Origin of the sequence: Azospirillum himalayense (assembly GCF_042657465.1) — a bacterium.
GTDB lineage: Bacteria > Pseudomonadota > Alphaproteobacteria > Azospirillales > Azospirillaceae > Azospirillum > Azospirillum himalayense.
In genome coordinates this window covers 13,321-38,775 of record NZ_JBHSLC010000001.1, presented here as the reverse complement: position 1 = coordinate 38,775, position 25,455 = coordinate 13,321, and the positions used below count along the sequence as shown (strand labels likewise).

Here is a 25,455-nt window from a genome sequence, read left to right as displayed (position 1 = left end):
ATCCCAAAAGCGAGGATTCCATGACCAACGCCGAGTTCCCGCGGCTTGCCATCATCGGCTGCGGCAGCATCGTGAGCCATCACCTGTTGCCGGCGCTGCTCCGCCTGGGCTGGCGGCCGAGCGTGCTCGTCGATCCCTCGCCGGAGCGGCTGGAGGCGGTGCAGGCCATGCTCGGCCGCAACCGCGCCCCCGTCGCCGTGGCCGACTGGCGGGAGGCGGCGGACCAGTTCGACGCGGCGCTGGTGGCGGCCCCGCCGATGTTCCACGCGCCGGTCGGCCAGAGCCTGCTGGAGGCCGGGAAGCACGTCTTCATGGAAAAGCCGCTGGCCGTCACGCTGGCCGACGCCGAGCAAATGGTGCGAACGGCGGAGGAGCGCCGGCGCGTGCTCGCGGTTGGGCTGATGCGCCGCTACGTCAACGGCGTCCGCTGGCTGAAGGCGCTGGTGGACTCCGGCCAGCTCGGCCGCGTCCTGCGCTTCGAGGCGCGCGAGGGCTTCGTCTACAACTGGGGCATCAGCTCGCCGGCCATGCTGCGCCGCGACGGGGCGGGCGGCGGCGTTCTGCTCGACACCGGGTCGCACACGCTGGACCTGCTGCTGTGGTGGTTCGGGGAGGCGGCGGAGGTCGACTACAGCGACGACAGCCACGGCGGGCTGGAATCCGACTGCCGGCTGTCCCTGACCATGGCCTCCGGCGCCACCGGAACGCTGGAGCTGAGCCGCACCCGCGCCCTGCGCAACACCATCCGCGTCTACGGCACCAAGGGCAGCGTCGAGGTCCATCTCTACGAGAACCAGATCGCGTCGGACGTGCCGCAGATCCTCGATTTCGTCCATGACGGCTTCTCCGCCAACCACATCCCGCCGCAAATCTTCGGCGACCTGTTCCAGGCGGAGCTGAAGGATTTCGCCGGGGCCATCCGCGACGGGCGCCCGGCCGCCGTCGGCGGGCGCGACGCCCTGCCCTCCACCGCCTTGATCGAGCGCTGCTACGCCAGCCGCAAGCCGCTGGGCCTGCCCTGGGTGGACGGGCCGGCGCCCGCCACTGCTCCCCGCGCCGAAGGCCCCACCGTGGTGGTGACCGGCGCCGCCGGCTTCATCGGCGGGCGGCTGGTCGAGCGGCTGTGCCTGGAGCATGGCGCCAGGGTCCGCTGCATCGTCCGCGACATCGCGCAGGCGGTGCGTCTGGCCCGCTTCCCGGTGGAGATCGTCCGCGCCGACCTGCTGGACCGCGAGGCCATCGGCAAGGCGGTGGCCGGCGCCGACTGGGTCTTTCACTGCGCCTACGACGTCCGGTCGCGCCGCCAGAACATCGACGGGATGACCGCGCTGATCGACGCCAGCCTCGCCAACGGGGTGGAAAGCTTCGTCCATCTCAGCACCTTCTCGGTCTACGAACCGCTGCCCGACGGCCCGCTGTCGGAGGAGACGCGCGACGGCGACCGGGCCTGGAGCTACGTCCAGAACAAGCTCGACCTGGAAAAGATGGTGCTCGACGCGGCGCACAAGCGCGGCCTGCCGGGGGTGGTGCTCCAGCCCTCCATCGTCTACGGCCCCTTCTGCAAGCCCTGGACGAACGCCCCCGCCGAGATGCTGCTGAGCGGCACGGTGGTGCTGCCGCAGGAAGGCGGGCTGTGCAACGCCATCTACATCGACGATCTGGTGGACGCGATGATCGCGGCGACCCGCAGCCCCCAGGCCATCGGGGAGCGCTTCGTCATCTCCGGCCCCGACGCCCCGCCCTGGGCCGCCGTCTTCGGGCGCTTCCAGGAGGCGCTGGGCGTGGACAGCCTGCGCTTCCAACCCGCCGCGATCATCAGCAAGGAGATGAAGAGCCTGCGGCGCGACATCGCGATGGTGCTTCAGGACCCCAAGAAGATCATCCAGATCATCGTGCGCTGGCGCCCGGCCCGCCGGCTGCTCCAGGGCGGGTTCGACAGCCTGCCGCCGCGGCTGCGCCATCTCGTGATGGTGCATTACTTCCTGAAGAAGAAGGCAAGCCGCAACCAGCTCTGGCTGCCCGACGCGCAGAAGCTGGCGCTCTATCAGGCCAAGGCGCTCATCGACCTGACCAAGGCGCGGCGCCTGCTCGGCTACGAGCCGCGCTTCACCTTCGAGGACGGGATGGCGCTGACCGCGGACTATCTGCGCTGGGCCTACCGCGACGTGCCGCGCACCGCCCCCGCCGCCAATCGGCCCGCCAATGAGGACCGGCATCCCCTGCCCGCCTCCACCGAGACGACGCGGGTCGGCAGCGCATGACGATGATCCCGGCGTCACTCGTCCGCAGCTTCTGGACCCTCGCCGACCAGGGCGTCGTCAGCCTGGGCATGTTCGCCATCAACATCCAGCTCGCCCGCACCTTCCCGTCGGAGGAATACGGGACCTTCGTCTTCTTCCTCTCGGTGCTGCTGGCGCTCCAGGTCGTCAACGTCAGCCTGATCCAGTACCCGCTGTCGGTGGAAGGCGCGGTGCTGGATCCCGCCGAACGCCGCACCCTGGCGGGCCGTGCCGTGCTGATGACCGCCGGTTCGATCCTGCCGCTGTCCGCCATCCTGGTGCTGGTCGGGTACGGGCTGGGCATGCCGGAACTGGTCGGCCCTGCCGTGCTCTACTTCATCGTCTGGCAGGTGCAGGAGATCGGGCGGCGCGGGCTGATGTCCGGGCTGAAGCATGACAAGGCGCTGTGGGGCGACAGCGTCACCTATCTGGGGCAGATCGCCGTTCTGAACCTGATGGCTCTCAGCGGCCACCTGACGCTGGAACGGGTGTTCATCGCGATGACCGGTCCGGCGCTGGCCGGGGCGGTGGTCCATTTCGCGATCCTGCGCCCGCGCTTCGGCGGCCTGTCGGACCTGCCGGCGGTCGTCCGCCGCTTCTGGTCGATCGGGCATTGGGCGCTCGCCAACAATCTGTTCCTGATGCTGCGGGTGCAGAGCCTCGTCTGGTTGATGGCGGCGATGGACGGCATGGCGTCGACCGCGGCGTTCCAGGCGGTGGTCAATCTGGTGAACATCGCCAACCCGATCATCATCGGCATGGGCAACCTCGTCCCCCAGATCGCCGCGCGGGGCCGCAGCACCCTGTCGTCCGGCACAAGCACGCTCCACCCCGACGAGCAGGCATGGCTGGCGATCCGCGGCTACGTCGTCATCGGGGCGGCGCCGCTGCTGGTCTATTACAGCCTGGGCCTGCTGATCCCGCACCAGATGCTGAACGTCGTCTACGGCGCCATGTCGCCCTACGCCGACCAGGACTGGCCGCTGCGCCTGCTCTCCATCGGGGCGCTGGCCGGCTATCTGGCGGAGATGGTCTGCAGCTACTTCTACGGCGTGCAGCGCAGCCAGTTCGCGCTGGTGGTGAACGTCACCGGGACGCTGGCGGTGTTCGCGGTGGTCGGCCCGCTGGCGGCGATGTACGGCGTCGCCGGGGTGTGCATGGCCCTGCTGTTCTCCAGCCTGCTGCGCGTCGGCGCCGCCCACTACTACCTCTCCAAGACGAGGACCGCCCATGTCGCCCGCTGACGGCAGCGCCGCGTTCGCCGTGGAAGAGTCCCGGCTGCGCCCGCTCGATCTCCGGCACGTCGTGATCCAGCCGGCCATAGCCCACCCCTCCTCGGCGAACGGGCTGCACAATGTGGTGCGCAGCCTGATCGCCGAGCAGCGCGCGATGGGCGACGACGCGCGGCTGTGCCTGTTCTCCGACGATCCGGACGCTCTGACCGGCATCCCGGCGGACTGCCCGGCGCAGCGCTTTCCCCTCGGCGGGCCGCGGCTGTCCGGACGGTCGCTGACCATCGCGGAGGCGACGCTGGACCGCCTGCTCGACGGCGCCGGACCGGACACGGTGGTTCACATCCATGGCGCGGTGAAGCCGCTGTTCGCGGCGCTCGCCCGCGGGCTGCGCCGGCGCGGCGTCGCCTATGGCGTGACGCTGCACGGCCAATGCTCCCACGTCTACGACATCACGGGCCGCGTGCGCCGCCGCCTGCCCGCCGCGTGGCTGCGCGTCTTCGACGGCCCGGCCTTCGCCCGCGCCCGCTTCGTCCACGCCATCACCGAGGAGGAGGCCGCCATCGTCCGCCGGGTGGCCCCTGCCGCCGCCGTCCGCCTGCTGCCCAACACCGCCTGGTCGGCGCGGCGCGGCGGCCTTCCCGCCGCCGTTCCGCGCGCGGCACCGGACGGCGACCGGCTGACCTTCGGCTATTGCGCGCGCTACGAGATCGACCACAAGGGCGTGGACCTGCTGATCGACGGCTTCGCCGCCTACCGCCGCGCCGGCGGACGCGGGGCGCTGGAACTGGCGGGGTCCGGCCCCGCCCGCACCGAGCTGGAACGGCGTGCGCAGGCCCACGGCCTCGGCACCGACATCCGCATCCACGGCCCGGTCTTCGGGGCGGAGAAGGCGGCGATGATGGCAGGCTGGCACTATTTCGCCCTGACCTCGCGCTACGACGTCATGCCGACCGGCTGCCTGGAGGCCGCCCTGTCCGGCCTGCCGCTGATCGTGACGCGGGAGACCGGCCTCGTTCCCTACGTGGAAAGCCACGGCGCCGGCTTCGGCGTGTCCGCCCTGACGGCGGAGGCGGTGGCCGACGCGCTGGCGCGGGCCGAGCGCACCGCCCCCGGCGCCTGGCAGAGCATGGCGGCCAACGCCCACCGCATGGTGGTGGCGATCGGCGATTGGGGACGGATCGCCGGGCGGCTGCGCGCCGCCGCCTACGGACGCCCGTCATGAGCGCCGTCCTCGCCTCGCCGAAGCGCAGCCGGACCCGGGCGGCGGACCATTACCTGACCTTCCTCATGGTCGTCCTGCTGGGTTATTCCCTGGCCGGGCGCGGCTTCGCCTACATCGGGGCGCCGCCGCTGTTCATCGGGGAGGTGCTGCTGCTCTCCGGCCTGCTGGTCATGCTGCGCACCGGCGGGGTCTTCGCCACGGTCTCCAGCCTGCCGGGAACGCTTCTGGCGATCCTGATCGTCTGGGTGCTGGCGCGCACGCTGCCCTATTTCGGCACCTACAGCTTCGACGCGCTGCGCGACAGCGTGATCGTGATGTACGGCCTGCTCGCCTTCGTCGTCATCGCCCTGCTCTACGACGAGCCGGAACGGCTGCGCCGCCTCGTGCTGGCTTATGGCGGCTTCGCGGTGTTCTTCGTCACGGTCATGCCGGTCGTCTACCCGCTGTTCCAGCTTCTGAACGCGCAGATCCCCACCTGGCCGCGCTACGGAGTCCCCTTCGTCAGCCTGCGCCCCGGCGAGGTCGGCGTGCATTTCGCGGGCGTCGCCCTGTTCGTGCTGCTGGGCTTCCGCCGCCTGAACGCGCTGCAACTGGCGATGCTGGTGTTCGGCATGGCGCTGGTCGCCGCACACAGCCGCGGCGGGATGCTCGCCATCGTCGTGCCGCTGGCCATCGCGCTGGCCCTGGTGCCGCGCAGCCGGCAGCTCGCCCCGCTGCTGGGCATCGCCGCGGTCACCGTCATCGTGGCGCTGGTGCTGAACCTGGAGATCGAGGTGTCCTCGCGGAAGCTGTCGGTCGACCAGCTCGTCACCAACGTGATGAGCATCCTGGGGACCACCGACACCGCCACGCTCGACGGCACCAAGCAATGGCGCATCATGTGGTGGGACAAGATCATCGGCTACACCGTGCAGGGCGACCATTTCTGGGACGGCAAGGGCTTCGGCATCAATCTGGCCGACGACGACGGGTTCCAGGTGGTCGACGCCGAGGACGGGCAGGTGCTGCGCAGCCCGCACAACGCCCACATGACCATCCTCGCCCGCGCCGGGGTGCCCGGCTTCGTCCTGTGGGCGGCGCTGCTGGGAAGCTGGTCGATCTTCATGATGCGCGCCTTCCTGCTGGCCCGCCGCAACGGCGACCGCGCCTGGGCGCGTCTGTTCGTCTTCCTCTTCTGCTACTGGCTGTCCATCGTCATCAACGCCTCCTTCGACGTGACGCTGGAGGGGCCGATGCTGGGCATCTGGTTCTGGGTCCTGTTCGGCGTCGGCATCGCCGCCGGCCTGATCTACCGCAACGAACTCGAAAACCGGTCCCCGCTGCCGCATTGCCCGCTGCCGCATTGCCCGCTGCCGCATTGCCCGCTGCCGCATTGATTGAGGGAGGATGAACGATGAGCGTGCCGTTCACCGGCGAATCCGCCAATTCCGGAAAGTCGGTTCTTCTGGTGGCCTTCGCCTGCGAGCCGGACAGCGGGTCGGAATCCGCCAACGGCTGGAACTGGGGCGAGGGGCTGAAGCGCTCGGGCTGCCGCGTGACGGTGGTGACGCAGGGGCGCCTGCGCCCGAAGATCCTGGACAAGATCGAACGCGGCGAAACCGCCTTTGAACCGGACGACTTCGTGTTCATCGAGCGCCCCGACACCATGGCGCACCACGACAGCAAGACGCGGTTCCAGCTGTCCTACATCGCGTGGCAATGGCGCTGCCGGGCGGTGGTGAAGGAGCTGGTGCGCCGGCGGCCCTTCGACATCATCCACAACGTGACCATCGGCGGAATCCGCTTCCCCGCATTCTGCGGCGGGCTGGCGCCCCTGTCGGTGATCGGCCCGGTCGGCGGCGGGGAGCGGGCACCCTGGCCGCTGATCCGCCCGCTGGGCTGGAAGGCCATCGCGACGGAGCTGGTCCGCGACGCCGCCATCGCCATGACGCGCATCGACCCCTTCCTCCGCCTGACCTACCGGCGCTACAACCTGATCTATGTGAAGACCCATGAGAGCCGCCACGTCCTGCCCGCCGGGGACCGCCACAAGGCGCGCCAACATTTCGGCTGCTCCCTCCCGCCCGACCGCATCGTGCCGATGAAGGCCCAAACCGGCGGCGATGCCGGAGCGCCGCTGAAGCTGCGCTTCTCGGGCCGCTTCCTCTACTGGAAGGGTGGCCACTACGCGCTGGCGGCGCTGGCCAGGGCACTGGAAAAGGGGGCGCGGGCACGCCTTCAGATGATCGGCAGCGGTCCGCAGTCGGAGGAGTGGAAGACTCTCGCCGACCGGCTGGGCATCGCCGAACATGTCGATTTCATCGAATGGCTGTCGCAGCCCGACTACATGGAGGTGCTGCGAAGCTCCGACGCGCTTCTGTTCCCCAGCCTGCACGACTCCGCCGCCAACGTCATCATGGAGGCGCTGGCCAACGCGCAGCCGGTGATCTGCCTCGATCTCGGCGGCTCGGGAATCATGATCGATCCCTCCTGCGGCTTCGCGATTCCCTGCCGCGGGCGCGCGGCGGCGGAGGTGATCGACGGGCTGGCCGACGCCATCGTGACCCTGGACCAGGACCGCCCGCGCCTGCGCGCCATGAGTCGTGCCGCCCACGCGCGCGCCCAGGATTTCGCGAGCTGCCGCATCACCCCCGACCTCTACACGCCGGCGCCGGCATGAGAGCAAGCGTGGGAAAAGGCCGATGCCGGGACGATTGATGCGGGTGGAAAATGGTCGCTTCCATCATTTTCCAACTGTGGCCTCCTCTCGATCGATGCGTTCGCATTGATCGGGAGGGTCATGCCGGTGGCGCCGTCAGGTGGCGTTGGTATGAACCTCGTCGGATGTGCTTCGCGCCCAAGCCAAATTAAGCGCCGCCGCCCTTGAGGCAGCATAGCCTGTCGTTGCCGCCGCCCTCGAGTAGGCCGTGCGGAAAAAGGCCTGCACGGCTTCGACCACTTGCCCGGCTCCAGCACCCAACCCGTACCACATCGGAAGACGCAGCAGCCTTGCGGAGAGATCGGTCGTAACGGGCAATTCCCCTGCGGCGCGGGAAAAACGCCTTCCTGCCGGTGCGGTATGCAGCGGCACGTAATGAAACGGCGCCTGAATGCTGTTCGTTCGGAGGTGGGCGATCAACGCATTGCGCTCACGGGCTGTGCGCGCCAGGACGTAATACAGATGTGCATTGTGCCGACACTCGGCCGGGATCAGTGGACGGCGCAACAGGCCGCGTTCCTCCAGCGGTGCCAGAGCCTCATGGTAGGCGTTCCACAAGGCATGGCGCTCCTCGTCCAGCCGCTCGGCATTCTCGAATTGAGCGAGAAGAAACGCCGCCAGCATGTCGGAGGGAAGATAGGACGAACCGACGTCCACCCAGGTGTACTTGTTGACCTCGCCACGGAAGAAGCGCGCGCGGTTTGTGCCCTTCTCGCGGATGATTTCGGCGCGGGTGATCAAATCCGGATCGTTGACGACCAGGGCGCCTCCCTCGCCGGAGATCAGGTTCTTGGTTTCGTGGAAGGAGAAGGCCGACAAGGCGCCGAAGGTGCCGAGCGGACGGCCGCGGTACGTGGACATCAGCGCCTGCGCGGCATCCTCGATCACCGCCAGACCATGCCGGGCGGCGATGGCGCAGATCGCGTCCATTTCGCAGGAGACGCCGGCGTAATGCACCACGCAGATGGCGCGGGTGCGGGGCGTGATCGCCGCCTCGATCAGGCGCTCGTCGATGTTCAGCGTGTCCGGCCGAATGTCCACGAAGACAGGCACCGCTCCGCGCAGCACAAAGGCGTTCGCGGTGGACACGAAGGTGTAGGAGGGCATGATGACCTCATCCCCCGGACCGACGTTGGTCAGAAGGGCGGCCATCTCCAGCGCTGCCGTGCAGGAATGGGTCAGCAAGGCCTGCGGTGCCCCAAGCCGCCGTTCCAGCCACGCATGGCAGCGTTTGGTGAACGCTCCGTCTCCGGAAAGGTGCGCCTGCTCCAGGGACTGGCGGATGTATTCCAGTTCGTTGCCGGCTAACTTGGGGTGGTTGAAGCCAATCTTCATGTCGCTCATCAGCATCACCTCGCGCTCGAACTCGCCGTAGAACGCCATGGGTCGGGGAGCGAGCGCGACGAAATGAGGAGCACGGCTGATCGCCATCCACCGCTCGCCCGCCCGGGACCCGGCGATCCGTGTTTCCTGGATGGCCCGTTGACAGCGTCCCTTGGTCTCGGTCGGGGTTGTCGGCCATTGCGCACCCCGCGCCGTCCTGATGCGGTTGCGCCAGCCGCACCGGGCAAACGACACGCAGTCGAACAGGGAAAATCCGTCTATCGAGCAGATGATATCAAAGCGACCTTTCTAGGACACGTAGCTAGATTGAATGATAGTGAAGCGCTTACCCGTCAGAGACTCATCGGGGCGATGTGTACCACCAACGGCGGGTGAATGACCCCAATGAGGCGCGGCCGATCCCAGGTTGGGAGACCTGCGCCGTTTCAACTCCGGCTCTCGGCGGATGCGGGACATCCGCCTGCCGCCGCAAGGGACGCCAGACCGCTGCTCGACGCCGCTCACCGTGACCGGCTCCGTGCCGACCTTGACAGACTCACCACCGGACCGTGGCCTGTGGACGGCGCTCAAAAGTCTTGCTGTTTCGGCAACCGACGAGGGGCGGTCCAGTGTCGGTTGGACCGCCCCTCGCCGTTCCGGTCGCGTTAGGCCGCGTGGCTCAGCAGCGACGGGTCGATGTGGTCGAACAGCGGGTCATAGCCGGCGTCGACCGGCATGGCCGCATACAGGCTGTTCGCCGCCGCCACCGCGTCGGCCACGGCAGCCGGAGCGGCCGCCGCTTGCTGGGCGGCGACGTGGCTCCATACGCTGTCCGTCCCGGCGTCGAGCGCCAGCGCGGTCGCCTCGCCGACCGGGGTGGCCGAGGGGAAGAAGCTCTTGTCGGCGTCGACCACCAGCGTGCCGTTCCACCACAGGCCGGACTGGCCCTTGACCACGTCCTTGCCGTCCAGCGCGCCCTTGTCGTAGGTGACGACGCCGTCGGTGGGCAGAACGGACTTGCCGTTGATCGTGACCTTGTTGACGATCAGCGAGCGATCCTGCCCGTTCACCACGGCGTCGTTGTCATACTGGATCTGCACCTTGTGCGCTTGGTCGGCGCTCAGGCTGGTGGTGAAGCTGTAATCCTTGGCCGAGGTGCCGGCCACGCCCTCCCCGACCTTCTGGCCGTCGACCAGCAGGTTGAAGTGGGCGTTCACCCCGCCGGCCGCAGCGCCGGAGGCGTTGACGGTGATCGTCGTCGTGCTGGGACCGCTCTGCGGCAGCGAGCCGCCCGCGGGGAACTCCTTGGCCGGGGCATCGACCACCAGCGTGCCGCCCCACCACATCGACGACTGGCCCTTGACCACGTCCTTGCCGTCGAGCGCGCCCTTGTCGTAGCTGACGATGCTGTCGGTCGGGTTGTGGGCGGTGCCGTTGATGGTGACCTTGTTGACGAACAGGTTGCGGTCCTGCCCGTTCACGAAGCCGTCGTTGTCGTACTGGATCTGCACCTTGTGCGGCTGCCCGGCGGTCAGGGTGGTGGTGAAGCTGTAGTCCTTCGCCGCCGTGCCGACCGTGGCGTCGCCGATGGCCTTGCCGTCCACCAGCACCTTGAAATGCGCGTTCACCCCGCCCGCGGCGGCGCCGGAGGCGTTGACCTTGATCGTCGTGACGCTGGCCGTCGGCGTGGTCGGGACGGTCGGCGTGGTCGTCGTCGTGTCCACGGCGAAGCCGACGGAGGTGCCCGCCTTGCCCGCGTTGCCGGCAAGATCGGTGTAGCTGCCCACCTTCACCGCCACGTTGGCATCGGTGATCTTCGTGTTGGTCGAGGGCGTGAAGACGGCGGTGTAGGTGGAGGCGTCCACCGTCTTGAAGCCGCTCAGCGTGCCGCCCTTCACCGTGGTGTCGGCCAGCGCGAAGCCCTTCACCGCCTCGCTGAAGGCGAAGGTGACGAGCGGCGCCTCACCCTTGGTCACGTTGCTGTCGGCGATGCTCACCTTGACCGTGGGGGGCGTGGTGTCCGTGGGCGTGGTGTCCGTGGGCGTCGGGGCCGGCGGGGCGGTGGGGGTGGCGGTCGTCCAGCCGGCCGTGGCGGGATAGGCCTGGGACAGGGTCGAATGCTCGTCCTGGGTGGTCGCGTTCATGTAGGCGGACCAGCTGTCGCCGTCCGGGAAATCGCCCCAGCGCCAGCGGTCGCCGTCCGGCATGTAGTAGGTGTTGTTGTCCCACACGTTGCCGCCGTTCAGCATGCCGGCTTCGTTGTGATCGGCGACGCCGCCCGACTGGCCGTTGCCATCCTTCGAGACGATGATGTTGTCGTGGATCTTGTTGTTGGTCGTGGTCCAGGTCCCGAATTCCCCAGCGCCGCGATCCTGCTGGATCATCACGATGCTGTTGGCGCCCTTGACCCCGGTAATGTCGATCTTGTTGCCGTAGGCCTCGACGTTCTGCGAGTTCTGGATCTGGATCGACCCGCCCCACAGCCAGCCCTCGGCCTGCGGCTTGGCACCGTTGCCGACCATCACGTTGTTGCGGATGATCGCGTCGTAGCTGATCTCGTGGGTGATGCCGCCGCCGCTGTTGTTCACGAGGACGTTGTTCTCGTACAGCGTCCCGACATTGTCGATGTCGGTCCACAGGCCGAAGCCGGTGTTGTCGTGGGAATAGTTGCCGCGGACCACCAGATCGGTGGTGTAGGCGAACTTGGTGCCGCCGCCCTCCCAGAACACGTCAATGCCCGACCAGGCGCCGTTGCGCGCGATCTCGTTGCCTTCGACCAGGATCTTGGCGCCGGCACCGCCGAGCCCCATCTCGCCGTTGTCGTGGACGTAGTTGCCGATGAACTTGCTGCCGTCCTGCGCCGTGGCGCCGACCGCGTAGTTCAGCCGCAGCTCGTTGTCCTGGATGGTCCAGTTGACGTCGCCCTGGATGGCGCCTTCCTGCGCCGGCGGGGTGTATTTCTCGATGACGAGGTTCTTCACCGTCACGCCGTCCGCGGTGCCGCCGAAGGCGCGGGCGGTGGTCCCAGCCTCCACCTTATGCCCCGCCGGATTGTCGCCGAGGTAGATCTTGTCGGCGTTGTAGTCGAAGTAGAAGGTTCCCGCCTTCAGCTTCGACAGAGCGTCCACGGGCGTCAGCGGCTTGTCGTCGACATAGACGGTCTCCGGATAGCCGGCGCGCATGGCGCCGGGCGTCGCCTCGTCCGTCGCACGGCGCTCGCCCTGCTGGGTCTGCCCGCCGATCACCCAGCGCCCGGCGCTGTCCTGGGAGAAGCCGGTCAGCAGCTTCGACCCGTTCAGCACGGCGCCCTCGGCCCCGATGAAGGTTTGGTTGTCCTTGGGCGTGATCGACTGGAGACGGTACTCGCCCGGCTGCAACCAGAAGGTCGCGCCAGCGGGAGCGCCATTGACGATGGACTGGATGTTGGCGCCCGGTGCTATGACGATCGCACCAGCGGGGGCCGTCAGCGTCTTCGGTCCGTACAGGTTAGCCATATGTCAATGCTCTCTTGAGGTGTTATCTTCAGGTATGAGTTTTTTGGCGACTTCGCCCTTTGGCATATGCGTGTACTACCAATTCGAGGAATGTTCCTGGCGGGGCATTTTTGTGAGATTCCCGGCATCTTTTTGCGAAGACTCCAGGAAGTCTCTGTTTTTCAAAAAGGAATCTTCCCCTTATCAACGATCTGGGAAGACAATGGGAATTTTTGCTTGCAGCCGCTTGCGAGCGTGCAGGCACCGCGTCATCCGCTGGATGATGGCGCAAGCCCCTGGGGACATCAAAAACGCGGAAGGGTCAGTCGTCGCCGAACTGGCGGTCGATCCACTCGCTCACCGCCACCGGATCGAAACGCAGGTCGAGCGGGATGCCGGCGATGGCGGCCCGGCAATGCTCGATGAAGGCGCGCTCCGCCCGGTTCATCTTGGAGGCGGGATTCCACAGCAGATGGATGTCCACCGGTGCCACCCCCTCCTCCGGCGGCAGGGGCCAGAGCAAGCCGTCGCGCACGTCACGCTCCGCCACATGGCGGGGCAGCGGCCCGATTCCCAGCCCCACCGAAATCATGCGCCGCACCTCGTCCAGATTGACCGAGGCGCCGACGATCCGGCTCTCGATCCCCTCTTGCGCGCGGAAGACGGCCAGCGGCGACAGGACCCCGCCGATCTGGTCGGAGGTGAAGGAGACGAACCCCTCGCTGCGCAGGTCGCTCAGCGTCAGGCCGGTGCGGCCGAACAGATGGTGCCGCGGCCCGCAATACAGGCGGTAAATCTGGCGAGCGAACAGCGCGTGCTCGACCAGCGGAGGCGGCTCCCGCATCAGGCAGAGGCCGAGCGAGCCGGTCTTCTGCTGGATCGCCATGTGGACGTCGGCGCTCGCCATCACGTCCAGCCGGAAGGTCACCTGGGGATGGGTGGCGTGGAAGCGCTCCAGCAGGGCGTCGAACAGCAGCGACTGGATCCGGCTGGCCAGCAGGATTCGGATGTGGCCGGAAATCTCCTCGCGGATGTCGCGCATCAGAACGGCGAAGCGCGAGATGTTGCCGTAGATCTCCAGCACCTCGGCGTAGATGATCTCGCCCGCCTCGGTCACGCGGAAGCGGCCCTGCCCGCGCTCGATCAGGCTGCGGCCCATCTGGTCCTCCAGCCGCTTCAGGGCCTGGGACACCGCCGGCTGGGTCAGCCCGAGGCGCTGCGCCGCGCGGGTCAGCCCCTGCTCCTGCACGATCACCATGAAGGTGCGCAGCAGGTTCCAGTCCAGTTGGTGGCCGAGCCGCTCCAGATCGCGCGCCGTCATCGGGGGAAAACCCATCGCCATAAATCCTGCTTATGTCGGCAATGAGGATTATCGATTTGGCGGACGATGAGAAGCTGAATTGTAATACGCCGGTCGTCAGCGGTCGATCCCCGGCAGCGCCCAACCGGGCAAAACCAGGGTCATAGTCCGAAAGTCGAAATCTCCACAGGTTCTTTCCGGAGATTTGCCGACACATCGGGACGACTGCGCGGCGGAGTGGTAAGAACGGAGTCGTCATGCCCGCATCCCACGAGGGTGAGCGGAGCATTGCAGCCGTGGACCGGGATGCGATCCTGGGCGCGGTGGCGAAGCTGCGCGAGGATGGAGTGCGCCTGCTGTCCGATCTGGTCCGGAGCCCCAGCCTGCTGGGGCAGGAAGGCCCGGCGCAGGATCTGATGGAACGGATCTTCCGGGACATGGGCCTGGAGGTGGACCGCTTCGCCATCGACGAGGAAGCGCTGAAGGCCCAGCCCGGCTGGTCCCCCTCGCTGATCTCCTATGAAGGCCGCGAGAACGTCGTCGGCGTCCACAAGCCCCGGCGGGCGACCGGCAAATCACTGATTTTGAATGGCCACATCGACGTGGTGCCGACCGGACCGGAAGAGCTGTGGTCCGCCCCACCCTTCGAGCCGGTGGTCCGCGACGGGCGCCTCTACGGGCGCGGAGCCGGCGACATGAAGGCGGGCATCGCCGCCTACGTCATGGCCTTCAAGGCGCTGCAAAGCCTGGGCGTCCAGCCCGCCGCCCCGGTCTATCTCCAGTCGGTGGTCGAGGAGGAATGCACCGGCAACGGCGCGCTCGCCTGCGTCGCCCGCGGCTACAAGGCCGACGCAGCGGTGATCCCGGAGCCCTTCAACCACACGCTCCAGATCGCCCAGGTCGGCGTGATCCGCTGCGAGCTGGAGGTGACGGGCCGCCCCGCCCATGTGCTGGACACCGGCGCCGGGCTGAACGCCATTGAGGCGGCCTTCCGCGTGCTGAAGCATCTGAAGGCGCTGGAGTCGGCCTGGAACCACCCGGATGGGCGGCATCCCGCCTACACGCACCATCACCACCCCTACAACCTGAACGTCGGGCACATCGACGGCGGCGAATGGGCGTCCTCCGTCCCCACCCGCTGCCGGATGGAGCTGCGCTTCGGCTTCCCGCCGGGCCGCGCCGCCGCCGATGTCAGCGCCGAGATCGAACGCGCGGTGGCCGAGGCCTGCCGCAGCGACTCCGACCTCAAGGGGATCGATGCCCGCGTCATCTTCCGCGGCTTCCAGGCCGAGGGCTGCACGCTGGACCCCGATCACCCGATGCTGGAGGCGCTGGACGCCGCCCACCGGTCGATCTTCGGGACCCCGGCGCCGAAGCTGGCCCAGACCTGCACCACCGACGTCCGCAACTTCCTGCTCTACGGCGACACGCCGGCCACCTGCTACGGTCCGGAGGCGGAGCGCATCCACGGCATCGACGAGTCCGTCTCGCTCGACAGCGTGGCGAAGGTGACCGCCGTGCTCGCCCTGTTCATGGCCGACTGGTGCGGCCTCGAAACCATCGATCCATAACGGTCGCGTGACGAGAATCAACAATAAGGGGGCTTCAGACATGAGCAATCGTTTGCGTCACTTTCGTCAAACCCTGACCGCCGCGGCGCTGGCCGCCGCCCTGGCGTCGCCGCTGGCGCTGACCGTGCCCGGCGTGGCCGCGGCGCAGGAGCGCGGCGGCACGATGAACATCATCGTCCAGCCGGAACCGCCGATCCTGGTGCTGGGCCTCAACCAGCAGGGTCCGACGCAGACGGTCGCCGGCAAGATCTACCAGGGCCTGCTGACCTTCGGCTTCGAGCTGAAGCCGCAGCCGGAACTGGCGGAGAGCTGGGAGGTCTCGCCCGACGGCAAGGTCTACACCTTCAAGCTGGTGAAGAACGCCAAGTGGCACGACGGCAAGCCCTTCACCGCCCACGACGTGGTGTTCTCCACCTCCAAGTTCCTGATGGAGACCCACCCGCGCGCCCGCGCCACCTTCTCCAAGTGCGAGAAGATCGAGGCGCTGGACGACTACACCGTCCAGTTCACGCTGAAGGAGCCGTTCGGCCCGTTCCTTCAGGCCTTCGAGGTGTCGTCGGCCCCGATGATGCCGAAGCACATCTATGAAGGCACCGACTTCAAGGCCAACCCGGCCAACGCCACCCCGATCGGTACCGGCCCCTTCAAGTTCAAGGAGTGGAACAAGGGCTCCTACATCCATCTCGTCCGCAACGACGAGTATTGGAAGGCCGGCAAGCCCTACCTGGACGACATCTATTTCCGCGTGATCCCCGATGCCGCCTCGCGCGCCGTCGCCGTGGAGCAGGGCACCGTCCAGCAGACCCAGTTCAACGACATCGAGACCTTCGACGTCCCGCGCCTGAAGGGCCTGCCCAACGTCGAGATGACGACCAAGGGCTACGAGTTCTTCGCGCCGCTGTCCTGGATCGAGATCAACACGCGCAACAAGCCGCTGGACGACAAGCGCTTCCGGCAGGCGATGATGCACGCCATCGATCGCAAGTTCATCCGCGACAAGATCTGGTTCGGCCTCGGCCGTCCGGCGACCGGCCCGGTGAACTCGGTCACCCGCTTCCACGAGGCCAACGTCCGGAAGTACGACTTCGACCCGAAGAAGGCCGAGGCGCTGCTTGAGGAGGCCGGCTTCAAGAAGGGCTCCGACGGCACGCGCGCCAAGGTCCGCCTGCTCGTCATGCCCTACGGCGAGACCTGGACCCGCCTTGGCGAGTATGTGAAGCAGGCGATGAAGCGCGTCGGCGTCGACGTGACGCTGGAGACCACCGACGCCGCCGGCTGGGTCAACCGGGTGTCCAACTGGGACTACGACCTGACCTTCAACTTCGTCTACCAGTACGGCGACCCGGCGCTCGGCGTGTCGCGCACCTACGTGTCGGAAAACATCCGCAAGGGCGTGATGTTCTCCAACACCATGGGCTATGCCAACCCCGAGGTGGACAAGCTGTTCGCCCAGGCCGCCCAGACCAACAAGGACGATGAGCGCCAGCAGCTCTACTCCACCGCCCAGAAGATCCTGGTCGAGGACGTGCCCGTCGCCTGGCTGCTGGAGATGGAGTTCCCGACCTTCGTGGACAAGCGTTTCAAGAACGCCGTCACGACCGCCATCGGCGTGAACGAGAGCTACGACAGCGTCTACATGGTCAAGAAGTAAGAAAAGGGAGCGGTTGCCCCCACCCCGGCCCTCCCCCGCTCCGCAGGGGAGGGAGGATGGTCCCCTCCCCTGCGACGCGGGGGAGGGTTAGGGAGGGGGCAACACGCACCCGGGAGTGACAACATGCCCCGCATCGCCCTATTCATCTCACAGAGGCTGGTGAAGGCGGTCTTCGTCATTCTGGCGATCGCCGTGTTCAACTTCTTCCTGGTCCACGCAGCGCCCGGCGACCCCGCCGCGGTGATGGCGGGCGAGGCCGGGGCCGCCGATGCCAAGTTCGTCGAACAGCTCCGCCAGCAGTTCGGCCTCGACCGCCCCCTGTACGAGCAGCTCGGCACCTACATGTCCAAGGTGGTGCAGGCCGACCTCGGCTATTCCTACCGCCAGCAGCGTCCCGTCTTCGACCTGCTGATGGACCGCCTGCCCGTCACCCTGTCGCTGACGCTGACCGCCTTCGTGCTGGCCCTGCTGGGCGGCGTGGCGCTCGGCACGCTGGCGGCGATGCGCGCCGGAACCTGGTCGGACACCGCCATCACCGTGGTCGGCCTGACCGCCTACGCGACGCCGATCTTCTGGATCGGCCTGATGCTGATCCTTCTCTTCTCGGTCAATCTCGGCTGGCTGCCCGCCTTCGGCACGGAGAGCATCGGCGCCGGCTACACCGGCTGGGACGCCTTCCTCGACCGGGCGAAGCACCTCGTGCTGCCGGTGACCACGCTCGGCCTCTTCTACATGGCCGTCTACACCCGGCTGACCCGCGCCTCGATCCTGGAGGTGCGCGACATGGACTTCGTCAAGACGGCGCGGGCCAAGGGCCTGCCGGAATGGCGCATCGTGTCGGTGCACATCCTGCGCAACGCCATCCTGCCCGTCATCACCGTGGCGGGGTTCCAGGCGGGCCACCTGATCGGCGGCTCCATCCTGATCGAGACCGTCTTCGCGCTCCCCGGCATCGGGCGCCTCGCCTTCGAGGCCGTGTTGCAGCGCGACTATCAGGTCCTGCTCGGCATCTTCCTTCTGACCTCGGTGGTGGTGGTGGTGTTCAACCTGCTGACCGACCTGATCTATTCCCTCGTCGATCCGCGCATCGAGGTGGCGCCATGACCGCCGCGGCCATCACCCCCGCCCGCAAGGGGTCCGGCTTCTGGAGCGCCTTCGCCCGCAACAAGGGCGCGGTGATCGGGCTGGCCTTCCTCACCCTGGTCATCCTGATGGCCGCCTTCGCCGACGTGCTGTACCCGGCCAGCCCGTGGGACATGACCGCGATGCCCTTCCAGCCGCCGCTGTCGGAGGACGCGCTGCTCGGCTCCGACACGCTGGGCCGCGACATCGCGGCGGGCATCGCCCACGGGGCGCGGGTGTCGCTGCTGATCGGGCTGACCTCGACCGCCGTCGCCGTGCTGATCGGCGTGTTCCTGGGGGCCGTCTCCGGCTTCTACGGCGGGCGCGTCGATGATCTGGTAATGCGCTTCACCGAGCTGTTCCAGACCATCCCGAACTTCGTGCTGGCCGTGGTGCTGGTGGCGATCTTCACGCCCTCGCTGACCTCCATCGTGCTGGCCATCGCCATCGTCTCCTGGCCGCCGCTGGCGCGGCTGGCGCGAGGCGAGTTCATGAGCCTGCGGAGCCGCGAGTTCGTGCACGCCGCGGTGACCACCGGCCAGTCGAACATGACGATCATCTGGCGCCAGATCCTGCCCAACAGCCTGTCCCCGATCATCGTGTCGGCCTCGCTGATGGTGGCGACGGCCATCCTGCTGGAAAGCTCCCTCTCCTTCCTCGGGCTCGGCGATCCGAACCTGATGAGCTGGGGCTACATGGTGGGTGCGGCCCGCACCGTGATCCGTCAGGCCTGGTGGATGAGCTTCTTCCCCGGCATCGCGATCCTTCTGACCGTGCTTGCCCTCAACCTCGTGGGTGAGGGGCTGAACGACGCGCTGAATCCCAAGCTGGCGCGAAAGGGCCGTTCCTGATGACCGAGACGCCTCTCCTCGACGTCCGCAACCTGACCATCGACCTGCCGCGCGGCGCCGACCGCCCGCACGCGGTCCAGGACCTGACCTTCACGCTGGAGCCCGGGGAAATCCTCTGCGTGGTCGGCGAGTCCGGGTCGGGCAAGTCGATGACCGCGCACGCCGTGCTGGGCCTGCTGCCCAAGGCGGTGAAAGTCTCCTCCGGCGAAATCCGCCACCAGGGCACCGACGTGTTCAGCCTGCCGGAGCGCGACCAGCGCGCGCTTCGCGGCGGCCGCATCGCCATGATCTTCCAGGAGCCGATGACGGCGCTGAACCCGCTGATGCGGGTCGGCGACCAGATCGACGAGGTTCTGCGCTACCACACCACGCTGGACCGCGCCGCCCGCCGGGCCCGCGTGGTGGAGCTTCTCGCCTCGGTCGGCCTGCCGGAGCCGGACCATCTGCGCCGCAGCTACCCGTTCCGCCTGTCGGGCGGCCAGCGCCAGCGCGTGATGATCGCCATGGCGCTGGCGGTCGAGCCGGACATCCTGATCGCCGACGAGCCGACGACCGCGCTCGACGTCACCACCCAGAAGCAGATCCTGGAGCTGATCCAAGACATCCAGGCCAAGCGCCGCATGGGCGTGATGTTCATCACCCACGACTTCGGCGTGGTGGCGGAGATCGCCCACCGCGTGGCGGTGATGCAGCGCGGCCAGATCGTCGAGATCGGCACCGCCGAGGAGGTGCTGAACCACCCGCGGCACCCCTACACCCGCCAGCTCATCGCCGCCGTCCCGCACCTGATCGAGCACCGCGAGGACTTCACCCACGCGCGCCAGCCGGTGCTGACGGCGGAGAAGGTGTGCAAGACCTTCCACCTCGGCGGCGGCTTCTTCACGCCGGGGCGCAAGGTGGTGGCGGGCGACGACCTCTCGCTGACCATCCACCAGGGCGAGACGGTCGGGCTGGTCGGCGAATCCGGCTCCGGCAAGTCCACGCTCGGCCGTTCCATCGTCGGGCTGATCAAGCCGGATTCGGGCCGGATCCTGTTCGAGGGCGTCGATCTGCTGTCACTGTCGCGCCCGGCCTTCCGGCCCTATCGGCGGCACGTGCAGATGGTCTTCCAGGACCCCTACGCCTCGCTGAACCCGCGCCACACCGTGGGCGACATCATCACCCAGGGGCCGGTGGCCTTCGGCGAGGACCGCCGCAAGGCGCTCGACAAGGCGAAGGCGCTGCTGACGCTCGTCGGACTCGACGCCTCGGCGGCGGAACGCTTCCCGCACGAGTTCTCCGGCGGGCAGCGGCAGCGCATCTCCATCGCCCGCGCCCTGGCGCTGGAGCCGAAGCTGCTGATCGCCGACGAACCGGTGTCGGCGCTCGACGTGTCGGTGCAGGCCCAGGTGCTCGACCTGCTGGAGGATCTGCGGCACCGGCTGAACCTGTCGATGCTGTTCATCACCCACGACCTGCGCATCGCCGCCCAGATCTGCGACACCATCGCGGTCATGCAGAAGGGCCGCATCGTCGAGATCGGCCCGGCGAAGGAGGTGTTCGGCAACCCGCAGCACGCCTACACCCGCACCCTACTGGACGCCATCCCCGGCAAGGGCTGGACCATCCCGGAGGACGTGGTTCCGGTGACGCGGCGGTCGGCCGCCCTGCGCACCAGCGCCTGACGGGGCGGGCATGAAGGTCGCCGTCATCGGGGCCGGAGCGGTCGGCGGTCTGATCGCCGCGCGGCTGACCGCCGCCGGGCTGCCGGCCGCGCTGGTTGCCCGGCGGCGGACGCTCGACACGCTGCGGCGCGACGGGCTGACGGTCGAAGGCCCCTCGGGCCGTCCGGTGACGGTGCGGCCCGAGGTGACCGACGACACGCTGGCCCTCGGCCCGCAGGACGTGGTCGTGCTGGCGGTGCCCTCGCCGCTGCTGACCGACGTGCTGGACCTGCTTCTTCCCCTGCTGGGCCCGAAGACGCGGCTGGTGCCGGTGGTCGGCGGCATTCCCTGGTGGTACCCGGCAGACGGGTCCCTTGGGGGTCCCCTGAAGGCGGTCGATCCCAGGGGGCTGCTGTCGGACGCCATCCCGGCCGAACGCATCGTCGGCGCCGTCGCCCGCGTGGCGGTGGAACGGCGAACCCCCGGCTATTTGCGGCATCTGGGCGGGCTGCGGCTCGCCCTTGGCCCGGTGGCGGGGCAGGAAAACGTCAAGGACTTGGCGGCCCTGTTCGGGGCGGGCGGCTTCAACGCGCTGGCCGTGCCGGACATCCGGGCGGAGGTGTGGACGGCGCTGCTGCCGCCCTTCGCCTTCGGCCTTCTGGGCCTCACCACCGGCAAGACGGCGCAGGAGATCGCCCACGACGGCGCGCTGCAGCCGACCTTCGCCGCGGTGGTGGAGGAAGTGCTGGCCCTGTCGGCGGCGCTCGGCCACCCGGCGACGGCCAAGGTCGAGGATGTGTGGACGATGGCCCAGCATCCGGGCCGCATCCGTCCGGCGCTGCGCGCCGACGTGGCGGCGGGCCGGCGGGCGGAGATCGAGGCGGTGCTGGACGCGCCGCTGGAACTGGCAAAACGGGCGGGGCTGAGCCTGCCCACGGTGACCGGGCTGCTGTCCGCGGTTCGCGCCGACACTCAACACTAATTCGGAATTGGGATCGGGATAGGGACCATGTCTGACCTGCGCATCGACGGCGACCGCCTGTGGCGGACCCTGATGGACCTCGCGACGATCGGCGCGACGCCGAAGGGCGGCCTGTGCCGGCTGGCGCTGACCGACCTCGACCGGGAGGGGCGCGACCTCTTCGTGCGCTGGTGCGAGGAGGCCGGCTGCACCGTGACCGTGGATGAGGTGGGCAACATCTTCGCCCGCCGTCCGGGCCGCAGCCCCGACCGTCCCGCCGTCTGCATGGGCAGCCATCTGGACACCCAGCCGACCGGCGGCCGCTTCGACGGCATCTACGGCGTGCTGGCCGGGCTGGAGGTCATCCGCAGCTTCAACGACCAGGGCATCGAGACGGACGCCCCCATCGACCTGATCGTCTGGACCAACGAGGAGGGCGCGCGCTTCTCCCCGCCGATGCTGGGCTCCGGCGTGGCGATGGGCGTCTTCACGCTCGACCATGTGCTGGACATCCGCGACACCGACGGCGTCCGCCTGGGCGACGAGCTGGCGCGCATCGGCTACAAGGGCGAGGTCCCGGTCACCGGCCACGCCATGGGCGCCTATTTCGAGGCGCACATCGAGCAGGGTCCGGTGCTGGAGGCCGAAGACGTCGAGATCGGCGTGGTGACCGGCGCACAGGGCCAGCGCTGGTACGAGGCGACGGTGACGGGCCGCGAATCCCACGCCGGGCCGACGCCCATGCGCCTGCGCCGCGACGCGCTGGCGGGTGCGGCCGTGATGATGGAGGCGGTGGAGGCCATCGCGCTGGAGGTCGGCGGCGACGCCTGCTCGACCATCGGGCGCGTCCAGGTCCACCCGGACTCCCGCAACGTCATTCCCGGCCGCGTCTGGTTCACCATCGACCTGCGCAACCCCGACCCCGACGCGCTGGCCCGCATGGACGCGCTGCTGCGCGAGCGGCTGGCCGCCATCGCGGACAAGCGCGGCCTGACGCTGGAGCTGACCGACTTCTGGGCCTTCCCGACCACGCCCTTCGCGCCGGAACTGGTCGGCCACGTCCGCCGCTCGGTCGAGCGGCGCGGCCTCAGCCATCGCGACATCGTGTCCGGGGCGGGCCATGACGCGGTCTACGTCGCGCGCAAGGTGCCGACGGCGATGATCTTCATCCCCTGCGAGAACGGCCTCAGCCACAACGAGGCGGAGAACATCAAGCCCGAACACGCCGCGTCCGGCTGCGCGGTGCTGGCCGACGCCGTTCTGGCGACGGCTGGGTAACATCCATCTTTTCCCCCTCTCCCGTCCCGGGAGAGGGTGCCCGCGCCAGCGGGCGGGTGAGGGTACCGCCGAGAATCAGCGCCTTGATCCTCGAACGACCCTCACCCGGCGCCTCGCGGCGCCACCCTCTCCCCAGAGGGGAGAGGGGATCCATTCACTCCGGGAGCCTGTCCATGCGCTACGTCTTTGCCGAGGCCCAGTTGCGCCATCGTCCGCCGACCTTCCTGGTGCGCGGCCAGCCGAAGCCCTCGCCGGAGAAGGCGGAACGGGCGGAGGCGCTCGTCGGCTCCCTGCGGGCGCGCGGCGTGACGGTGGAGGAGCCGCCGTCCTACGGCGCCGGCCCGCGCGCGGCGGTCCATTCCGCCGATTACCTGCGCTTCCTGGAAACCGCCCACGCCCGCTGGTCGGCCCTGCCCGACGCGTCGGAGGTCATCGTCCCCAACGTCCACCGCAACACCGACATGGCCGAATACCCCACCGGCATCGTCGGTCAGGCCGGCTGGCACATGGCGGACACCGCCTGCCCGATCGGCGCCGGCACCTGGGAGGCCGTCTGCGGCGGCGCCGACACGGCGGTCCACGCGGCGCTGATGGTGGCGAGCGGTCGGGAGCGCGCGGCCTACGCCCTGTGCCGCCCGCCCGGGCACCACGCGTCCCGCGATATGGCCGGGGGCTTCTGCTACATCAACAACGCCGCCGTCGCCGCCCAGGCGATGCTGCCGGTGCTGGCCCAGCAGGGCCGCGCGCCGCGCGTCGCCGTCTTCGACGTGGACGTCCATCACGGCAACGGCACGCAAGCCATCTTCTACGAGCGCGACGACGTGCTGGTGGTGTCGATCCACGGCGACCCCAACAACTTCTACCCCTGGTTCGCCGGCTACGCGCACGAGCGCGGCAAGGGCCGCGGGCTGGGCAGCAACCTGAACATCCCCCTGCCCATGGGCACCGAGGAGTCCACCTTCCTCGACGCGGTGGACGGGGCGCTGACCCACATCGCCGCCTTCGGGCCGGAGGCCCTGGTCCTGTCGCTGGGCTTCGACACCTACGTCGGCGACCCGTTGGCCTTCTTCAAGGTGACGACGCCGGGCTTCGCCACGCTCGGCCGCAAGATCGCCGGCACCGGCCTGCCGACCGTGGTCGTGCAGGAGGGCGGTTACGATTGCGACGCGCTGGCGGTGAATCTCGCCAGCTTCCTAGACGGTTTCGAGGGCGGACTCACGGAGGCGGCACGATGACCGGCGTAAAAATCCCAGGTGCGAAAATCCCGGGCGCGGAAATTCTGGTCCGGACGCTGGTGGCGAACGGCGTCGACACCTGCTTCGCCAATCCCGGCACGTCGGAATTGCACGCGCTCGCCGCCTTCGACAGCATGCCCGGCGCGCGCTGCGTGCCGACGCTGTTCGAAGGGGTGGCGACGGGCGCGGCGGACGGCTACGCCCGCATGACCGACCGCCCGGCAGCCACCCTGCTGCATCTCGGGCCGGGGCTGGCGAACGGGCTGGCGAACCTGCACAACGCCCGGCGCGCCTGCGTGCCGATGGTCAACATCGTCGGCGACCACGCGACATGGCACCGCGGCGTCGACGCGCCGCTGACCTCCGACGTCGAGGGCTTGGCGAAGCCCATGTCGGCGTGGGTGCGCACGGTGCCGGACGCGGCTTCCGTCGCCGCGGACACCGCGGAGGCCATCCGCGCCGCGCTGACCCCGCCGGGCGGCGTGTCGACGCTGATCCTGCCGTCGGACTCCTCCTGGGACGACACGGCGGCGGCGGAGCCGGTCATCGTGGCGCCGCCCGCCCCCGCCGCCCCGGACACCGACGCCCTGCGCGCCGCCGCCGACGCCCTGCGCGGCGGGGAGCGGGTGGTGGTCCTGCTGAACGGCCGCGCCACGCGGGCGGAGGGGCTCGCCCTGGCCGGCCGGATCGCCGCCGCGACCGGCGCCAAACTCTACGCTCACACCGGCGCCACCCGCATCGAGCGCGGGGCGGGCCGCGTGACGGTGGAGCGTTTCCCCTACCCCATCGACCTCGGCATCGCCGCGCTGGCCGGGGCGAAGCACGTCGTCCTGATCGGCTCAGGCGAGCCGGTCGGCTTTTTCGGCTACCCGGACAAGCCCAGCCGTCTGGCGCCGGAGGGTTGCCGCATTCACACCGTCGCCCCGCCGGGCGCCGACGCCCTGGCCGCCCTGCGCTGGCTGGTCGAGGCGGTGGGCGCCGCCGCGACGCCGGTTCCGGCGCAGCCGCTCGCCCTGCCCGAACCGACGACCGGCGCACTGACCGCCGACAGTGTCGGGCAATCCCTGGCGGCCCTGCTGCCGGAAGGCGCCATCGTGGTGGACGAGGGCATTTCCTCCAGCCCGATGGTCTACACGGCCTGCGCCGGAGCGCGCCCGCACGACTGGCTGACCATCACCGGCGGGGCCATCGGCATCGGCATGCCGCTGGCGCTCGGTGCCGCCATCGCCTGCCCCGACCGCAAGGTGGTGACGGTCCAGGCGGACGGCAGCGGCATGTACACGCTCCAGGCCCTGTGGAGCCAGGCGCGCGAACAGGCCGACGTGGTGACCATCATCTTCGCCAACCGCCGCTACGGCATCCTGCAATGGGAGCTGGGCAACCTCGGCTTCCGCGACATGGGTCCGAACGCCCGCAACTGCACGGAGCTGGGCCGCCCGGACCTCGACTGGGTCGCGCTCGCCCGCGGCATGGGAGTGGAGGGCGGACAGGCCACCGACGCGGAGGGCTTCAACCGCCTGCTGACGGCCGCCTTCGCCCGCAAGGGTCCCTTCCTGATCGAAGCGGTGATCTGAACAGACCCTCTCCCGCCCCGGGAAAGGGAGGGGACCCAT

At 68.9% G+C, this 25,455-nt stretch carries 17 protein-coding genes; 14 read left to right on the top strand and 3 right to left on the bottom strand.

The annotated features are described in order from the left end of the window. The first annotated feature begins 20 nt into the window (after window positions 1-20). The 5 genes from ACFPMG_RS00155 to ACFPMG_RS00135 are packed head-to-tail and all read left to right on the top strand — an operon-like array spanning window position 21 to window position 7,395. Window positions 21-2,261, top strand: coding sequence for an NAD-dependent epimerase/dehydratase family protein (locus tag ACFPMG_RS00155; RefSeq protein WP_376993235.1), 2,241 nt, complete (start codon window positions 21-23; stop codon window positions 2,259-2,261). Further along, window positions 2,258-3,523 carry a lipopolysaccharide biosynthesis protein gene (locus ACFPMG_RS00150; RefSeq protein WP_376993234.1) on the top strand — a complete coding sequence of 422 codons (1,266 nt, stop codon included), beginning with the start codon at window positions 2,258-2,260 and terminating at the stop codon, window positions 3,521-3,523. The genes ACFPMG_RS00155 and ACFPMG_RS00150 overlap by 4 nt, the downstream gene beginning before the upstream one ends. After that, a complete protein-coding gene (locus ACFPMG_RS00145; protein ID WP_376993233.1) occupies window positions 3,510-4,736 on the top strand; it encodes a glycosyltransferase family 4 protein in 1,227 nt (408 codons plus the stop codon). The genes ACFPMG_RS00150 and ACFPMG_RS00145 overlap by 14 nt, the downstream gene beginning before the upstream one ends. After that, on the top strand, window positions 4,733-6,112 hold the full coding sequence (locus ACFPMG_RS00140; protein WP_376993232.1) for an O-antigen ligase family protein: 1,380 nt from the start codon (window positions 4,733-4,735) through the stop codon (window positions 6,110-6,112). The genes ACFPMG_RS00145 and ACFPMG_RS00140 overlap by 4 nt, the downstream gene beginning before the upstream one ends. Window positions 6,113-6,129: 17 nt before the next feature. Beyond that, window positions 6,130-7,395, top strand: a complete 1,266-nt coding sequence (locus ACFPMG_RS00135; RefSeq protein WP_376993230.1) for a glycosyltransferase family 4 protein — start codon at window positions 6,130-6,132, stop codon at window positions 7,393-7,395. Window positions 7,396-7,530: 135 nt separating this feature from the next. Here ACFPMG_RS00135 and rffA read toward each other — a convergent pair whose 3' ends face one another. The 3 genes from rffA to ACFPMG_RS00120 form a co-directional block, all read right to left on the bottom strand. Next, a complete protein-coding gene (rffA, locus tag ACFPMG_RS00130; RefSeq protein ID WP_376993312.1) occupies window positions 7,531-9,051 on the bottom strand; it encodes a dTDP-4-amino-4,6-dideoxygalactose transaminase in 1,521 nt (506 codons plus the stop codon). Between the two features lie 371 nt (window positions 9,052-9,422). Continuing rightward, on the bottom strand, window positions 9,423-12,251 hold the full coding sequence (locus ACFPMG_RS00125; RefSeq protein WP_376993228.1) for a carbohydrate-binding domain-containing protein: 2,829 nt from the start codon (window positions 12,249-12,251) through the stop codon (window positions 9,423-9,425). A 301-nt stretch (window positions 12,252-12,552) separates the two neighbouring features. Next, entirely contained in the window at window positions 12,553-13,566 is a 1,014-nt protein-coding gene (locus ACFPMG_RS00120; RefSeq protein WP_376993227.1) for a LysR family transcriptional regulator, read from the bottom strand. Between the two features lie 221 nt (window positions 13,567-13,787). On the opposite strand from ACFPMG_RS00120, the gene ACFPMG_RS00115 reads away from it, so the two are divergent. From ACFPMG_RS00115 to ACFPMG_RS00075, 9 genes are all read left to right on the top strand, one after another. Further along, window positions 13,788-15,101 carry a M20 family metallopeptidase gene (locus ACFPMG_RS00115; protein WP_376993226.1) on the top strand — a complete coding sequence of 438 codons (1,314 nt, stop codon included), beginning with the start codon at window positions 13,788-13,790 and terminating at the stop codon, window positions 15,099-15,101. 40 nt (window positions 15,102-15,141) lie between these two features. After that, a complete protein-coding gene (locus ACFPMG_RS00110) occupies window positions 15,142-16,752 on the top strand; it encodes an ABC transporter substrate-binding protein (protein ID WP_376993225.1) in 1,611 nt (536 codons plus the stop codon). A gap of 123 nt (window positions 16,753-16,875) precedes the next feature. Next, complete coding sequence (locus tag ACFPMG_RS00105) at window positions 16,876-17,856, top strand: ABC transporter permease (RefSeq protein ID WP_014241864.1); 981 nt, start codon at window positions 16,876-16,878, stop codon at window positions 17,854-17,856. Next, window positions 17,853-18,725 (top strand): ABC transporter permease, encoded by an 873-nt coding sequence (locus tag ACFPMG_RS00100; RefSeq protein WP_137142141.1) that lies wholly within the window; start codon window positions 17,853-17,855, stop codon window positions 18,723-18,725. The genes ACFPMG_RS00105 and ACFPMG_RS00100 overlap by 4 nt, the downstream gene beginning before the upstream one ends. Then, window positions 18,725-20,389, top strand: coding sequence for an ABC transporter ATP-binding protein (locus ACFPMG_RS00095; protein ID WP_376993224.1), 1,665 nt, complete (start codon window positions 18,725-18,727; stop codon window positions 20,387-20,389). The genes ACFPMG_RS00100 and ACFPMG_RS00095 overlap by 1 nt, the downstream gene beginning before the upstream one ends. Window positions 20,390-20,399: 10 nt before the next feature. Further along, window positions 20,400-21,350, top strand: coding sequence for a ketopantoate reductase family protein (locus ACFPMG_RS00090; RefSeq protein WP_376993223.1), 951 nt, complete (start codon window positions 20,400-20,402; stop codon window positions 21,348-21,350). Between the two features lie 27 nt (window positions 21,351-21,377). Further along, window positions 21,378-22,607 carry a Zn-dependent hydrolase gene (locus ACFPMG_RS00085; RefSeq protein WP_376993222.1) on the top strand — a complete coding sequence of 410 codons (1,230 nt, stop codon included), beginning with the start codon at window positions 21,378-21,380 and terminating at the stop codon, window positions 22,605-22,607. Between the two features lie 173 nt (window positions 22,608-22,780). Beyond that, window positions 22,781-23,842 carry a histone deacetylase family protein gene (locus ACFPMG_RS00080; protein WP_376993221.1) on the top strand — a complete coding sequence of 354 codons (1,062 nt, stop codon included), beginning with the start codon at window positions 22,781-22,783 and terminating at the stop codon, window positions 23,840-23,842. After that, on the top strand, window positions 23,839-25,416 hold the full coding sequence (locus ACFPMG_RS00075; RefSeq protein WP_376993220.1) for an acetolactate synthase large subunit: 1,578 nt from the start codon (window positions 23,839-23,841) through the stop codon (window positions 25,414-25,416). The genes ACFPMG_RS00080 and ACFPMG_RS00075 overlap by 4 nt, the downstream gene beginning before the upstream one ends. Window positions 25,417-25,455: the final 39 nt, after the last annotated feature.

Bases quoted from the DNA above. Each gene is read 5' to 3' on its own strand.
- ACFPMG_RS00155 (WP_376993235.1), top strand. From the start codon at position 21: ATGACCAACGCCGAGTTCCCGCGGCTTGCCATCATCGGCTGCGGCAGC.
- ACFPMG_RS00150 (WP_376993234.1), top strand. From the start codon at position 2,258: ATGACGATGATCCCGGCGTCACTCGTCCGCAGCTTCTGGACCCTCGCC.
- ACFPMG_RS00145 (WP_376993233.1), top strand. From the start codon at position 3,510: ATGTCGCCCGCTGACGGCAGCGCCGCGTTCGCCGTGGAAGAGTCCCGG.
- ACFPMG_RS00140 (WP_376993232.1), top strand. From the start codon at position 4,733: ATGAGCGCCGTCCTCGCCTCGCCGAAGCGCAGCCGGACCCGGGCGGCG.
- ACFPMG_RS00135 (WP_376993230.1), top strand. From the start codon at position 6,130: ATGAGCGTGCCGTTCACCGGCGAATCCGCCAATTCCGGAAAGTCGGTT.
- ACFPMG_RS00125 (WP_376993228.1), bottom strand. From the start codon at position 12,251: ATGGCTAACCTGTACGGACCGAAGACGCTGACGGCCCCCGCTGGTGCG.
- ACFPMG_RS00120 (WP_376993227.1), bottom strand. From the start codon at position 13,566: ATGGGTTTTCCCCCGATGACGGCGCGCGATCTGGAGCGGCTCGGCCAC.
- ACFPMG_RS00115 (WP_376993226.1), top strand. From the start codon at position 13,788: ATGCCCGCATCCCACGAGGGTGAGCGGAGCATTGCAGCCGTGGACCGG.
- ACFPMG_RS00110 (WP_376993225.1), top strand. From the start codon at position 15,142: ATGAGCAATCGTTTGCGTCACTTTCGTCAAACCCTGACCGCCGCGGCG.
- ACFPMG_RS00105 (WP_014241864.1), top strand. From the start codon at position 16,876: ATGCCCCGCATCGCCCTATTCATCTCACAGAGGCTGGTGAAGGCGGTC.
- ACFPMG_RS00100 (WP_137142141.1), top strand. From the start codon at position 17,853: ATGACCGCCGCGGCCATCACCCCCGCCCGCAAGGGGTCCGGCTTCTGG.
- ACFPMG_RS00095 (WP_376993224.1), top strand. From the start codon at position 18,725: ATGACCGAGACGCCTCTCCTCGACGTCCGCAACCTGACCATCGACCTG.
- ACFPMG_RS00090 (WP_376993223.1), top strand. From the start codon at position 20,400: ATGAAGGTCGCCGTCATCGGGGCCGGAGCGGTCGGCGGTCTGATCGCC.
- ACFPMG_RS00085 (WP_376993222.1), top strand. From the start codon at position 21,378: ATGTCTGACCTGCGCATCGACGGCGACCGCCTGTGGCGGACCCTGATG.
- ACFPMG_RS00080 (WP_376993221.1), top strand. From the start codon at position 22,781: ATGCGCTACGTCTTTGCCGAGGCCCAGTTGCGCCATCGTCCGCCGACC.
- ACFPMG_RS00075 (WP_376993220.1), top strand. From the start codon at position 23,839: ATGACCGGCGTAAAAATCCCAGGTGCGAAAATCCCGGGCGCGGAAATT.